The 14,838-nt window shown below is 44.1% G+C and carries 10 protein-coding genes; 5 read left to right on the forward strand and 5 right to left on the reverse strand.

Annotated features, from left to right (window positions below; translation table 11 throughout):
- Together B0183_RS12940 and metK are read right to left on the reverse strand one after the other, a co-directional pair.
- On the reverse strand, positions 1-3,094 hold a 3,094-nt coding region (locus tag B0183_RS12940; protein WP_207552019.1), incomplete at its 3' end, for an ESPR-type extended signal peptide-containing protein.
- A 525-nt stretch (positions 3,095-3,619) separates the two neighbouring features.
- A complete protein-coding gene (gene metK / locus B0183_RS07715; protein ID WP_078208602.1) occupies positions 3,620-4,768 on the reverse strand; it encodes a methionine adenosyltransferase in 1,149 nt (382 codons plus the stop codon).
- Positions 4,769-5,284: 516 nt separating this feature from the next.
- Here metK and mnmC point away from each other — a divergent pair.
- Positions 5,285-7,288, forward strand: coding sequence for a bifunctional tRNA (5-methylaminomethyl-2-thiouridine)(34)-methyltransferase MnmD/FAD-dependent 5-carboxymethylaminomethyl-2-thiouridine(34) oxidoreductase MnmC (mnmC, locus tag B0183_RS07720; RefSeq protein WP_078208603.1), 2,004 nt, complete (start codon positions 5,285-5,287; stop codon positions 7,286-7,288).
- A gap of 126 nt (positions 7,289-7,414) precedes the next feature.
- Here the strand turns inward: mnmC and B0183_RS07725 are convergent, their stop codons facing one another.
- From B0183_RS07725 to B0183_RS07735, 3 genes are all read right to left on the reverse strand, one after another.
- On the reverse strand, positions 7,415-8,185 hold the full coding sequence (locus tag B0183_RS07725) for a Nif3-like dinuclear metal center hexameric protein (protein WP_021113589.1): 771 nt from the start codon (positions 8,183-8,185) through the stop codon (positions 7,415-7,417).
- Positions 8,186-8,768: 583 nt separating this feature from the next.
- Positions 8,769-9,740 carry a phage portal protein gene (locus B0183_RS07730; RefSeq protein WP_078208604.1) on the reverse strand — a complete coding sequence of 324 codons (972 nt, stop codon included), beginning with the start codon at positions 9,738-9,740 and terminating at the stop codon, positions 8,769-8,771.
- A gap of 7 nt (positions 9,741-9,747) precedes the next feature.
- Entirely contained in the window at positions 9,748-11,532 is a 1,785-nt protein-coding gene (locus B0183_RS07735; protein ID WP_078208605.1) for a terminase large subunit domain-containing protein, read from the reverse strand.
- Between the two features lie 166 nt (positions 11,533-11,698).
- On the opposite strand from B0183_RS07735, the gene B0183_RS07740 reads away from it, so the two are divergent.
- The 4 genes from B0183_RS07740 to B0183_RS07755 all read left to right on the forward strand — a co-directional run bounded on the left by B0183_RS07740 (position 11,699) and on the right by B0183_RS07755 (position 14,820).
- Complete coding sequence (locus tag B0183_RS07740) at positions 11,699-12,532, forward strand: GPO family capsid scaffolding protein (protein ID WP_078208606.1); 834 nt, start codon at positions 11,699-11,701, stop codon at positions 12,530-12,532.
- A gap of 33 nt (positions 12,533-12,565) precedes the next feature.
- Positions 12,566-13,612 (forward strand): phage major capsid protein, P2 family, encoded by a 1,047-nt coding sequence (locus B0183_RS07745; protein WP_078208607.1) that lies wholly within the window; start codon positions 12,566-12,568, stop codon positions 13,610-13,612.
- A gap of 7 nt (positions 13,613-13,619) precedes the next feature.
- The gene (locus B0183_RS07750) at positions 13,620-14,282 is read left to right on the forward strand and encodes a phage terminase small subunit (protein ID WP_078208608.1); all 663 of its coding nucleotides are present in this window, start codon (positions 13,620-13,622) and stop codon (positions 14,280-14,282) included.
- A gap of 115 nt (positions 14,283-14,397) precedes the next feature.
- Positions 14,398-14,820 carry a head completion/stabilization protein gene (locus tag B0183_RS07755; protein ID WP_078208609.1) on the forward strand — a complete coding sequence of 141 codons (423 nt, stop codon included), beginning with the start codon at positions 14,398-14,400 and terminating at the stop codon, positions 14,818-14,820.
- Positions 14,821-14,838 lie beyond the last annotated feature (18 nt).

The following is a 14,838-nucleotide window of genomic DNA, read 5'->3' on the forward strand; positions in this document are numbered from 1 at the left end:
TTTGCGTTTTGGTTGAGAATTTACCTTTAACATTCACCACTGGAATTAACTTAATCGAACCATCTTTAGCAGGTTCTTCCAAATAGAAATTACCGCCCATATTGATAATTGATTTGCCGTCTTCCGTTGTATACTCCATCGGTAAACCGCTGACACTCACATTTCCTCGCTCACCCTTAGGTCCCTGAATACCTGCTGTTCCCTGCGGTCCTTGTGGTCCTGCTGGACCCGTAGGTCCTTGAATACCTTGTTCACCTTTAGGACCCGGTTCACCCCTAGGCCCTGCTGGACCCGCAGGACCAGCTGCACCCGCAGGGCCAGTTTCTCCTCGGTCACCCCTAGGCCCTGCTGGGCCCGCAGGTCCAGCTGCACCTGCAGGGCCTCGTGGTCCTGCTGGACCCGCTTGTCCTGGATCGCCTTTATCCCCCTTCTGTCCCGGAGTACCCGGTATTCCTTGCGGTCCTTGTGGTCCCGTTGGACCCGGTTCACCCCTAGGCCCCGTTGGACCCACTGGACCTGTATCTCCTTTTTGACCCGGTTCACCCTTAGCCCCTGCTGGGCCCGCAGGGCCAGTTTCTCCTCGGTCACCCTTAGCCCCTGCTGGGCCCGCAGGTCCAGCTGCACCTGCAGAGCCTGTTTCTCCTCGCTCACCCTTCTGTCCCTGAATACCCGGTATTCCTTGCGGTCCTTGTGGTCCCATTGGACCCGGTTCACCCCTAGGCCCCGTTGGACCCGCAGGGCCTGCTTCGCCTCTATCGCCCTTAGGACCTGCTACCCCTGGAAGCCCTTGTTCACCTTTAGGACCCTGTTCACCCTTAGGTCCCGCTGGACCCGCAGGGCCAGTTTCGCCTGCTGGACCCGCTTGTCCTGGTTCGCCTTTATCCCCCTTAGGTCCCTGAGCACCCGCTATTCCTTGCGATCCTTGTGGTCCCGTTGGACCCACTGGACCAGCTTCGCCTCTATCGCCCTTAGGACCTGCTACCCCTGGAAGCCCTTGTTCACCTCTAGGACCCGGTTCACCCTTAGCCCCTGCTGGACCCGCAGGGCCAGTTGCACCTTGTTCCCCCCTAGGACCCTGCTCGCCTCGCTCTCCCGCTGGGCCTGTTGGTCCTGTTGCACCTTGTGGGCCTGCCGGACCCACCAGACCTTGATCTCCTTTTTCACCTTTCGGACCCACTGGACCCATCGGACCTGTTGAACCAGCTTCGCCTCTAGGACCTGCATCACCTTTTGGACCAGCAGGCCCCGTTGGACCCGCAGGTCCTCGTGGTCCTGCTGGGCCCGCAGGGCCAGTTTCTCCTCGCTCACCCGCAGGGCCTCGTGGTCCTACTGGACCCACTGGACCAGCTTCGCCTCTATCGCCCTTAGGACCTGCTACCCCTGGAAGCCCTTGTTCGCCTCTATCACCTTTTGGACCTTGTATGCCCTGAGCACCCGCTGGGCCTGCAGGACCCATCGGACCTTGAGCTCCTTTTTCACCTTGTGGTCCTCTTGCTCCAGCAGGACCAGTTTCGCCTTTTGCTCCTGCCTCTCCTTTTGGACCCACAGGACCAGTTTCACCTTTCTCTCCCCTAGGCCCCGCCGGACCCACAGGGCCAGTTTCACCTCTTAGACCTTGTTCGCCTTTATCCCCCTTAGGACCAGGTACACCTTGTGGTCCAATTGGACCTGCTGGACCCGCAGGGCCAGTTTCACCTTTATCTCCCCTAGGACCCTGCTTGCCTGGCTCTCCCGCTGGACCTGCCGGACCCGCAGGACCAGTTTCACCTTTATCTCCCCTAGGACCCTGCTGGCCTCGCTCTCCCGCTGGGCCTGCAGGGCCAGCTTCTCCTCGCTCACCCCTAGGACCCGTTGGACCAGGTGCACCTTGTTCCCCCTTAGGACCCTGCTTGCCTGGCTCTCCCGCTGGACCAGTTTCACCTGCAGGGCCTCGCTCACCCGCAGGGCCTCGTGGTCCCGCTGGACCCGCAGGGCCAGTTTCACCACGATCTCCTTTTTCACCTTTCTTGATAGTGTCACTCGAACCATCTGTATAGGTAATTGTTAGATCGCCATTTTGTTCATTTTTCGTACTTTCAATTAACTTACCCATAGCGGCAATCTTATCAATTTTATCTTTGAGTTCTTGCTCTAATTTAACCGTAATCGTACTGCCCTGAGCATGGGAAGTAATACCATTTTCTCCTTTTACAGTGAGCATACCACTCCAAATGCCTACCTTGCCACTGCTGCCGTTATCGCCTCCTATTTGCATGGTGAGCGATTGAAGCTGTGCCACGTTTACTGCATCGGTTAATTCTTTACCTGCCGCAACGTTGACGATTTGGCGTTTGATTATGCTACTACCATCCTTTCTAAAAGTATTGATACCAACAGAAACCGCACCAATCCGATTATTATTAGCACTTTCTGTGGATTTAAATCCATTCTCAACAGTGCTTGCTCCCTCTGTCACAGAAAAAGTTTGTTTTGCTCCTTCAATACCCCCTGCCGTGTCTGCTTTAGAGTAATAACCCAATGCAACACCACCGATAACGTTAACAGATGAATTGTTACCCAATGCAGTGCCTCTATTTTGATTTGCAATAGCATTTTCACCGACTGCAACAGAGCCTATTGCTCGTGCTTGTGCTCCATAACCATAAGCCGCAGAATAACCGAATGCTTGTGCAGTTGCCCCAACGACTACGGCCTTGGGTTCGTAAAGGACTGCTTCAGCTTGATAACCTATCGCAATACTAGTCCTACCTTCAGCTTTTGCGTACCGACCGATGGCAATAGAACCAGGCCCAACATTACTCCCTTGACCAATACCAATAGTACCATCGTCAGCTGATTCACTCCTTCCGGGTCGAGAACCATCTTGATACCATGCAGCTGAACCTACTGGACTAAAAAATATACCTAGTAATACTAGACTTAAAAGACTTAATTTAAATTTATCTTGCTGTTTATCTAAAAAATAATCTGAGGTGCATACTTGAGCTCTTTTATCCGTGTGAGTGGATGTTTTGGTATGAGACTTTACTAACTCAGATACAACCACCCAAGCCTGTTGAGCATGACTCCAAATAACTCTAAATATTTTATTCATAATAATCTTCTCTACCGCTTTTCCTAATAAGCATCATAAACCTTTATTTACATTTTCAGGATGCACAAATGAACCCTCCCATTGTAAAAAAAAACAATGTAAAGATAAAATAACAGGAATTTTTCAACTTTTATCAATAAAAGTTAGAAATAATAGGCGGAAATCTAATGAAAGCGGTGATTTAGATAAGGTATCTATTAAAACTGATACACCAAATTCACGACCAAAGAAGGTCACGTCTGCAATAATATTGAGATAGGTTTGTTGTAAAGGAATTAATTTAGCTTTGGGGGATTTTTCAATATAACGTTGAATAGTTCTAATGGAACAGTGATATTTTTGGATATTGTTCTTAAGGCAAAAAGGACAGTTTTTTGTTCATATTTCAAAAAGCGGGCTAAAGCCTTGTGCTATAAGGCTTTAGCCCACTTTTTACCAACACTTTTGTCTACTATGCCGCATACCAAATGCTTAAAAAGTGATTGAAGTAGACTAATCCCAGTATAATCTACTTCAATATTTTCATTATTTTAGTGCACTCTTCAATGCTTCTGCTTTATCCGTTTTTTCCCAAGGGAAATGCTCACGACCGAAGTGTCCGTAAGCGGCAGTTTCACGATAAATCGGACGGATTAAATCTAACATTTTGATTAAGCCGTATGGACGTAAATCGAAATGTTCACGCACTAAACGCACTAACACTTCATTACTCACTTTACCAGTACCGAAGGTTTCCACCATAATTGATGTCGGCTCTGCAATACCAATAGCATAAGAAAGCTGAATTTCACAACGATCTGCTAAACCTGCTGCGACAATATTTTTCGCAACATAACGTGCAGCGTAAGCAGCTGATCTATCCACTTTTGACGGATCTTTACCCGAGAAAGCCCCGCCACCGTGACGAGCTGCACCGCCGTAGGTATCAACGATAATTTTACGACCCGTTAAACCACAGTCGCCCATTGGACCGCCGATCACGAAACGACCTGTCGGGTTGATAAAGTATTTGGTGTTTTGGCTTAACCATTCGCTTGGCAATATTGGCTTGATGATCTCTTCCATCACACCTTCAAACACGGTTTTCTGATCAACGTGTTCTGCGTGTTGGGTTGAAAGCACCACAGTATCAATGCCTTTAATTTTGTTATCTTCGTAAATAAAGGTTAATTGGCTTTTCGCATCTGGGCGTAACCAATCTAATTTGCCTGACTTACGCACTTTCGCTTGTTGTTCCATTAAGCGGTGAGCGTAAGTGACTGGAGCTGGCATTAACACTTCCGTTTCATTTGTCGCATAACCGAACATAATCCCTTGGTCGCCTGCACCTTGCTCTAACGGGTTAGCACGATCTACACCTTGATTGATGTCTGGCGATTGTTTACCGATAGCATTTAATACCGCACAAGAGTGTGCATCAAAGCCCATATCTGAATGGGTATAACCGATGTCGCAAATCACTTGGCGAGTTAAGTTTTCAATATCCACCCAAGCAGAAGTGGTGATTTCACCGCCCACGAGAGCCATACCTGTTTTTACATAGGTTTCACACGCTACACGTGCTTTCGGGTCTTGTTTGAGGATTTCATCTAATACTGCATCTGAAATTTGGTCTGCGATTTTATCTGGGTGACCTTCAGATACCGATTCTGATGTAAATAGATTGATAGCCATAATTATTCCTTGTAGGGTACGCAACTAACGCACCATGATTGTTATTTGGTGCATTAACGCACCCTAAGAAATTCAACAAGCAGTAAGATATTGCAAAAAAATACGACAATGCTTACCGCTTGTAAGAAATTTGTTTTAGAAGTTTTTCCGTCTAGATGGCTATAATACGTTGTTTAAGTAATAATGACAAATATTTTTTGAATATTTATGCTTTCTAAACATAGAAATAATTCTCTAGCTCTTAGAAGAAAAAAAGGGGAGGACCATTTATGAAAATCTCTTAAGAAATATAGGAACAATAGTATATTTATTGCTTTTTTCAAAAATCACCTTAGAATGTCTAAGTTATTTATTTCTACAGGAGTATAAAAATGGGTACACTAGGCTATGCATTATTAACAGTCGTTGGTGCATTGGGCATAATCGTGATGTTTGCAATCAACATTTTCTAATGTTGCATTTTATGAAATGGTGAGTTGGGTGACTGGCTCACCATTTTTATTTATGGGATAAGCTATGTCAAAAATTACCTTTGCTTCTTTAAATTTTAATCAATCAAATACCCCTGTTTCAGCACAGTTTGATGATATTTATTTTTCTACGCAAGATGGGCTGGCGGAGAGCCACTATGTCTTTCAAGAGGGTAATCAACTGTGGGAAAAATGGCAACGACACCCCCGATCTTTCTTTGTGATTGCTGAAACGGGCTTTGGAACAGGACTGAATTTTTTTGCAGTGGCAGAAAAGTTTAAGGCATTTTTAGCGGAATATCCGACTTCACCACTTAAACGGCTCTATTTTATCTCTTTTGAAAAATTTCCGATAAAAACCGAACAATTACAGCAAATTCACCAACATTATCCGCAATTTGCAAACTTTTCGGCACAATTAACCGCTTGTTGGCAGCCTAGACAGAGCGGTTGTCAGCGTTACCATTTTGAACAGATTTACCTTGATATTTGGTTTGGTGACCTATTAGAGAATTTGCCACAACTGGGAGACTATTATAACAATCTGATTGATTGCTGGTTTTTAGATGGTTTTTCGCCAGACAAAAATCCTGAAATGTGGAACGAAACCCTGTATCAGCAAATGTTTCGCTTAACACAAGCGGGCGGATCTTTTGCGACTTTTACCGCATCAAGCAATGTCCGCCGTGGTTTGCAAGCGGTCGGTTTTGAAGTGAAAAAACACAAAGGCTTCGGAAAAAAACGAGAAATGCTGTGGGGCGAGAAGCCTGACAATCAAACGGAAAACCACATTCGCTTTCCTTATTTTTATCAATCTAACCAAACAGAGAGCGATGATGTGGCGATTGTCGGTGGCGGTATTGCAAGCCTTGCTGTTGCCTTGTCTTTGCTAGAACGGGGCAAACAGGTCACACTTTATTGTAAAGATGAACAGTTAGCAAAAAATGCGTCTGGCAATTTACAGGGGGCGATTTACCCACAGTTAAGCGACGATGATGAGCGAAATGTGCGTTTTTATGTGCATAGCTTTGATTATGCGTTGCAACGTTTTAAGCAGTTGGCTCAAGTGGTCATATTTGAACACAATTTTTCAGGGGTGGCGTTATATGCTTATAACGATAAAACCGCACACAAACTACAAAAAATGGCGGAGCAAGGTTGGGATAGTGAACTTTATCAACTCTGTTCAGCTCAAGATTTGAGTGAAAAAATAGGCTTAACGGTACAAAATGGTGGTGCTTTTATTGCTCAGGGCGGTTGGCTTTCACCTGTGCAGTTTGTACAAAATGCTTTTACCTTATTGCAACAACGAGGTTTGAAAGTGGTGTTAAACCATCAGGTGGAAAACCCTGAGTGGTTTGCAGGAAAATGGCAATGGCAACATCAAGGGCGAACCTTCGCCCATCAAACCTTAGTGTTGGCAAACGGGCATTTATTAACTGACTTTACTCAAAGTCAAGGCATTCCCCTTTATCCTGTGCGCGGGCAGGTCAGCCAAATCCCAACGACAGAAGCCTTGTCGAAGTTAAAATGCGTGGTTTGTTATGATGGCTATTTAACGCCGATCTCAGCTCAACAAACCCATTGTATCGGGGCAAGCCATTTAAGAGATAATGCCGATGAGCAGTTCAGTTTAGTTGAACACGAGCAAAATATTGCAAAACTTCAGCAGAATTTGACCGCTTGTGAATGGACGCAACAGATTGATTTTTCAGGAAATCTTGCCAAAGTCGGCATTCGAGCGGCATTTCGAGATCGTGTGCCGATGGTGGGGGCTGTGCCAGATTTTGAAGCACAAAAAACACAATATGCCAACTTGTATAATCAACTTCGCCGTCGAGAGCCGATTGAAACTGCCAACTGCTATCCAAATCTCTATTTAGTGGCAGGGCTTGGCTCACGAGGTTTAACCACCGCCTTTTTATTGGGCGAGTTGTTAGCCAGCCAAATTTGCGGTGAACCGCTTCCCCTTAGCCAAGATATTTTGCAAGGGTTAAGTACAAATCGAACGTGGATACGGAATTTGTTGAGGGGAAGACAGATAACATAAAGGGCCAAATATATAGGCATAATAGACAAAATAGTTGCTATGCCCCCAATGAAAACAACTTTATTTGTTCAGGCCCCTATCAAAAGTGCTTTTGGGTTTCAAGAGAAAGTAACTTTATGGGGCTTATCAGGCGGGATTATCAATATCAATAAATTCGACCTCTAATCCATACTCTTTTGCCAGCCATTCACCTAAGGCTTTCACGCCATCTCTTTCGGTTGCGTGGTGTCCGCAAGCAAAATAGTAAATGCCTTGTTCTCGTGCCGAATGGGTCGTTTGCTCTGAAATCTCACCGCTAATAAAGGCATCGATCTGTTTATTTGCGGCTAAATCAATATAACCTTGTCCACCGCCGGTACAGATAGCAACAGTCTTAATTAATTTTTGTGGAAAATCTGCAATAAATTCGTCACATAAAATCGGTTTACGCTTAAGAGCTTTTTCTAGTCTGTTCGCTAACTCTTGTGCTGAAATCGCTTCATCTAATTCACCATAGACGGGAATAGAGAGAGCTTTATCTTCCAAACCTTGTAAGTTTTTTACCCCAATATGTTTTGCAAGTTGAGCGTTGTTGCCTAATTCCGTGTGCATATCAAGGGGAAGATGATAGCCAAACAGATTGATGTCGTTGACTAGCAGTTGTTTGATCCGCTTTCCTTTCATACCACGAATACAAGGGTTTTCGCTTTTCCAAAAATAGCCGTGATGAACAAGGATTGCATCGGCTCTTTTCGCAATAGCCTGTTCAATTAAGGGTAAACTAGCGGTGACACCTGTGATAATTTTGCGAATTTCACGACGACCTTCGACCTGTAAGCCATTTGGAGCATAATCTGCAATGGCTTTACTGTTGAGTTTTTCATCAAGAATTTGTTCAAGTTGTAGATTAATGAGCATTGTCACTCCTCTAGGGTGATCTTTTATCTAGGATATAGATGCATACGCCATACATTTAGCGAAATAATTTATTGCTTAAAAGTCAATACGTTATAAGTAATTATAAATTTAGATATGGAGGCGTGTACCGATATGTTGGATCTGTTCATTGCCTTTACTTATCAACAGGATAAGTATCAATTATAGTGTTAATACTCCAACCTTACTACCATAATCAAGCCCGATCATAAATATACTGCAAAATTGCGAAAATTTGTATAAAAATGAGTAAAAAAGATCTGAATTAAAGATCTAGTTCGCCTTTTGTGTGGCTTGGGAAGATCGAGATTTTGCACTTGCGTAAAAATCGACACATTTAGTGTGCGGGCGTGGCGAGGGTTTGACTGCGATTTTTGGGGTGGGAAAAGGGTGAAAAAATGGGCGATTTTTTATTTTTTCACTTTGGTTAGCAGATCGGTTTAGTATAATAACGTGGGGCGGAATTATTTATCATCAGGCAAACGAAGGCTTGATATTTCAGGCGTAAATGATAGGCAGGTGTGGTTGTAGGCAATAAAAAGCCCCGACAATTCGGGGCGGTAGGTTATTGTTTGAGAAGTATGTAAGGCTTGAAGGTAATCACTTCTTTGCCTAGCCATTGGTTAATCTCGGCAAGTCGTTGTTGCAGTGGTAAGATCTCATTAATGAAGAACACTTTGCCAGCTTTTTCAATGTCCCCAAAGCCGCCTGTATTATTCGGGATAATACCCATCAGTTGAGGTGGCACTCGATGGGCTGCAAGAATATCATCTCTGCTGGTGTTTTTAATGTTTAGAAACTCATCTTTTGCGACCACATCTGACAGCGGAATCACTTTAATCCCATTCTCTTTGCCGTCAGGGGCATATAAAAACAGGTTTTTAAAATTGCCCTTGCCCTTAGCTTGTTGGAGTTGCTCTTTTAAATCATCAACGTCTGTTTCACTTGCCATCGGGTCGGTCATATAAATAATGCTTCCTGCGTGCGCCCCATTTAAATAATACTTACGGCGAAAGAGCGTGGCAGATTCATTGAGAAAAGCAGATTGAAGTGAAGCCAAATAATCAGGCAAGCCGTAGATTTCTTGATTGACATCAGGCTGTTTCAAATGGAAAACGCTATCGCTTGGAAATTCGTACTCCTGATAGCCATTAGCCAGCAAAAAGAACTTACCTTGCTCTCGACCACGGCGGACATATTTCGCAAGCGGTGCGTTTAGCCCTAAAATTTGCTTTTCCTTGCCCATTCGTTTTTCAAGGTAAGCATTACCGAAAATCAGATAGTCCTGCACCACTTTTTCCAACTCATAACGTGGCAACAACGGCGATGTTTGACAGGTGCTCATCAGAATATTTTTCTTCACTGCTAACGCACTCTGATGATGTGCAGACGATTTTACTGCCCGTGCCAATCCTGAAAAATCGACAGGCGGATTGTAATATTTCTCATACATCAACACCGATTCGAAATAATTCAGAATATCGGCATTGTCTAATACTGGCGTTGGATCGCCAAAAGTAAATTGTTCAATTTTCATAAATCACCTAGTTATTAAAAGGAATAATGGTCCGCTTAGAAGCCTGTGCATTGCCGTAAGGTTCATTCACTAAACAGCTCATAATCGCCCACGCAATATCGCCGTGACTGGCTTCGGCAGAACGGTCAGACACATAAGTCATCTGCCGACCGCTTCGGGTGGTCTGTTTCTTAATCGTCATAAAACTTGTAGCGATCTCTTTGCCGTCAAATTTCAACCGTTTTTTCTGGATAAGATTGAGCGTTTTTAGCACCATCTCATTTTTTAAATCCACGTTGTAAGTAATCCCGACGGCACGGGGAAAGAATTTTTTCACATTTTGGTAAACGCCATCGCCCATACCTGTACGGTCAATGGTGATTTTCGTCACATTGTAAGATTGGGTGTAATGGCGAATTTTGTCGGCTTGTTTCTCAAAATCTAAGCCGTGAAAGGTTTCCGTATGCAACACACGGTAATCACCGCCTTCTACTCTTGGTGGTGCAATAATTGCCAAGGCGGCACGGTCGCCCGTAAATGCTGGGTCATAACCGATCCAAACTTCCCGATTACCAAAAGGGCGTTGATAAAATGGCTTGAAGTCTTTCCATTCTTCGTACGAGTCCACCTGACAATATTGCAACTCATCAAATTTAAACACGCTGGAATTATCATCGGCGAACTGGCACATAAATAATTGCTCAAATTCTGCCGTTGAGTTCTCAAACTTCAAATCGTCAATATTGAACAAGTTACAACCGCCTAATTCGGCATCATAGATGTTCACAATCTGTCGCCATTGACGGTCGGCACACAATTTACCTGCACGCAAATTAGCGTGAGAAATATCAATTTCCACCCGTTCACTTTCAGGGCGATCACGGTTGAAGGCTTTGCCCGACCAAAAGTCATAGGCAGAATGGGCAATAGTCGTTGGGGTTGAAAAGTAGGTTTGACGATACTGTTTCTGTGAAGCCATTGCGGAAGCGACTTTACGCATTTCGTCAAATTTCGCCACCCAAAAGATTTCATCAAAGTACAAATTGCCGTGATAAGACTGAGCCGTTGCCGAATTGGTACCTAAGAAAATCAACTCAGCCCCATTCGGTAATAAAATCGTTTCGCCTTTCAGCTCCACATCGGCGGTTTTGCGTGCATACTGGGTAATGTAAGAGCGGAACATTAACGCCTGCTTCTTACTTGCCGACAAGAAAATCTGATTTCGCCCTGTTTTTAACGCATCAATAAAGGCTTCGTGAGCGAAATAATAAGTCGCACCAATCTGACGACTTTTGAGAATGTTACGAATACGGTGCTTTTCACCTGCTTGATACCAATTCCGCTGATATTGGAACATTCCTTGCATAAAGCCATTAATCAACAGCTCTTCTTGCTCAGGGCTAATCGGATTTTTCTCAGCAGGTTTACGTTCACCCCGATTACGATTACGATTTTGAATTTTGGGATTGAGATCGGCTTCATTACCGCCGTTGTTATATTTCTGAATGCGTGCGGCATCTTTCATTTGACGCATTAAAAAATCCAACTCTTTTAGGTCGGATCCTGTTTTTACGTCCTTTTGTAACAGCAACACATAACGGGTTTCAAGGCTACCGCTCACCCGTTCAAAAATTGTAGCTTCGTCCCATTTTTCCCGTTTTTTCCAGCTGGCGATAGTGGACACAGGAATGTTAAGCATTTTGGCAATTTCCGTGAGTGAATAGCCAGCCCAATACTTTAATTGTGCTTCACGGTGGGTATTCATATTAATTAAAGCGGTCTTTTCTGCTTGGTTTGTTGCAATATCCGTCATTGTTTTGCGTCATCGTTGAAAATATGGCTATTGTTATGAAACGGACGGCGTTTGTAGAACAGTCCCTTTTGTTAAATCCTGCTTAACAACCGCAACGCTTTGCACCTGTTTGAAAATCCAATCACCATATCGGCAATTTTGAACATTAATCGCAAAGGGTAATTTTATGGGAACAAAATCAAAATGGTTTGTGGTCGCAACGGAAGGAGCAACCACAGATGGACGAGTTATTAATCGTACTTGGATTGAGCAGATGGCGAAGAACTACGACCCCAAAAACACCTACGGGGCGAGAGTAAATTTGGAACATCTTCATTTTCGTCTGTACTGGAAAGATGAACCACATTCACAATGTTATGGCGACGTGCTTGCGGTGAAAGCTGAAGAACGTGAAGATGGCAAATTACAATTACTTGCTGAGATTGCTCCTACTCCTGAATTGATTGAACTCAATAAAAAAGGGCAAAAAGTTTATACATCTATTGAAGTAGATCCAAATTTTGCTGATACGGGCGAAGCCTATTTGGTTGGTTTAGCGGTAACGGACAATCCTGCAAGTTTAGGTACAGAAATGTTGAAGTTTGCAGCAGGTGCAAGCCAAAACCCATTTAACGCACGCAAAATTAAGCCTGAAAATCTATTTACTGCAGCAGTCGAAACTGTACTTGAATTTGAAGAAGTCAATGAAAAGAAAGTCGAGCCGTCACTGTTTGATAAGGTTAAAACCTTACTCACCGGCAAAAGCAAAAAAGACGATGAACGCTTTCACGACCAAACTCAAGCTGTGGAATTGTTATCCAATCATTTAGCCGAGTTATCGGAAAAATATGCAACATTGCAAACACAAGCGGTCGAACACGAGCAGAAAGTTGCAAAATTATCCTCCGATCTCACCGCTTTACAAAGCCGTGTTGATGTTATCGGCAGTGAGCCAGAACACGGCTACACGCCACGCCCTGAAATTACGGGTGGTCCTGCAGTCATTGAAACCGATTGCTAATTAACCTTTAACGTACCTAGAGAGCCAACATTTATGAAGAATGAAACCAAACAACTGTATAACGCCTATGTTGCCCGTATTGCACATCTTAACGGTGTAACAGCCGATGATGTCAAAGAAGGTTTTTCCGTACAGGCAGCACCTGAGCAAAAATTAAAAGAGAAGGTACTTCAAAATTCGCAATTCCTACAATGGATTAACACGCCAACCGTGACCAATATGAAAGGCGAAATGATCGGTTTAGGTGTGGCACAAACTATTGCAAGCACCACCGACACCAACGCACAAGATCGTCAAACCAAAGATTTACTCAATTTGGATAAACGTACCTACAATTGTGAACAAGTCAATTTCGATAGTCATATTCGTTGGGCTCGTTTAGACGAATGGGCAAAACACCCTGACTTCCAAGAAAAAGTTGCCAGCCAAACGCAAAAAACCATTGCACTTAACTTAATTATGATGGGTTGGAATGGTACAAGCCGTGCAGCAACATCAAATCCAAGTTCAAACACCTTATTACAAGATGTGAAAAAAGGTTGGTTGCAACAGCTCCGTGAAGATACGGGCGACACAAAAGTAATGAGCGGTGCAGATACCGAGAATAAAATCAAAGTCGGTAAAGGCCAAGGCACAGGTGAGAATGCTGGTAAAGGTTATGAAAACCTTGACGCGCTAGTGACCGATGCCGTCAATAATCTTATTCACGAAGTTTACGCCGAAGACACGGATTTAGTGGTTATCTGCGGTCGTGAAGTGTTGCACGATAAATACTTCACTATGATTAACCAAGACTTAAAACCGACAGACCAACTGGCAAGCCAAGTGATCGTATCGCAAAAACAGATTGGTGGCTTAAAAGCTATTCGTGTGCCATTCTTCCCGAAAAATGCGATGTTAATTACTCGCTTAGATAACCTTTCAATCTATATGCAAGAAGGTACAACACGTCGCTTTATCCAAAACAATCCGAAACGTGATCGCATTGAAGATTACCTTTCACAAAATATCGATTACAAAATCGAAGATTACGAATGTGCAGCATTGATTGAAAATATCGTACTGGAAGATGTGAAATAGGTAAGTAATGGAACGACTTTCCCCTGCGCAAATTCATCTTCGTAAGGCTTCCGCCGCACTTGCTCACTCTAATGAGCAAGTGTTGCTAGAAAACCTCGACGAATACGAAAAAATGCTCTACTTACTGGCACGTCATAAAAAAGACCTGAAAGCCATTGCCTCAATGGAACAGCGAGCCAGTTATAAAAAAAGCATTCTTCACCACTATTTGCCGTGGATTGAAGGGGCATTGAGTGCTGGCAATGGCAAACAGGACAATGTGCTGATGACGTGGCAAGTATGGTCGGTGGATTGTGGCGAGTATCACCTTACTTTACAAATTGCCGATTACGCTATTCATCAAGACCTGACATTGCCTGACGGCTTTAGTCGTTCGCTTTGTTCAATGCTGGCTGAAGAGTTTGCTGACGCAGCGAAAAAAGCCCTGAAGGTGCAAAAGCCGTTTGAAGTAAGCTACTTGTTACGAGTGGACGAACTCACCAAAGAGAAAGATATGCCAGACGAAAGTCGAGCAAGGCTCTATCGTGAAATCGGCTTACTACTTGAAACGACACAGCCTGAAAAGGCACTCAGCTACTTAGAACGGGCATTAGAACTGAATTTAAATATCGGTGTGCAAGGCAGTATTAAAAAATTGCGGAAGCAGTTAAACCAAGCCGACACCGACTAAACCGAGCAAACCACGCAGCCGACGGGGCGGGCGAAAAAGCGATCTTGATTGCCTTGATTAGCCCCCACCCCGTTTTTTTATTGGCAAGCGGTCAGATTATGGAGATAGATTGCAAATGAGCCACGTCATCAATATACCTAAAGTGGTCGTGGATAAAAATCAGGTATCTTCACCCACGCAAATTACCATTAGCAATAACGGCTTTTTCCCAGATATAGAGCTTGTCGACGTTCGCCACGCAATGCGAGCCGATGGCACAGTTACAGATGAACGCCTAACGTTTGCCGTGATTGAAGCAATGGCAACCGTCAATGCGGAATTACACACGTTACAAATGGAATACGCCACCTTTGACGACATACCGTCAGATCATATCAACGGCGAAAACCTGATGATTACTCGTTACAAGCGAGCCGTATTCTGTTTTGCAATGGCAAATCTCTATGAACGCTACCGCAGTTTTGACAGCACCAAAGAAGGTGCAGAAAAAGCGGAGCAGTTTGAAAATTCCGTAGATGACCTACGCCGTGATGCATGATTTGCTATTCGAGATATG

Source organism: Glaesserella parasuis, assembly GCF_002015085.1.
In the GTDB taxonomy this organism is placed as follows: Bacteria; Pseudomonadota; Gammaproteobacteria; order Enterobacterales; family Pasteurellaceae; genus Glaesserella; species Glaesserella parasuis.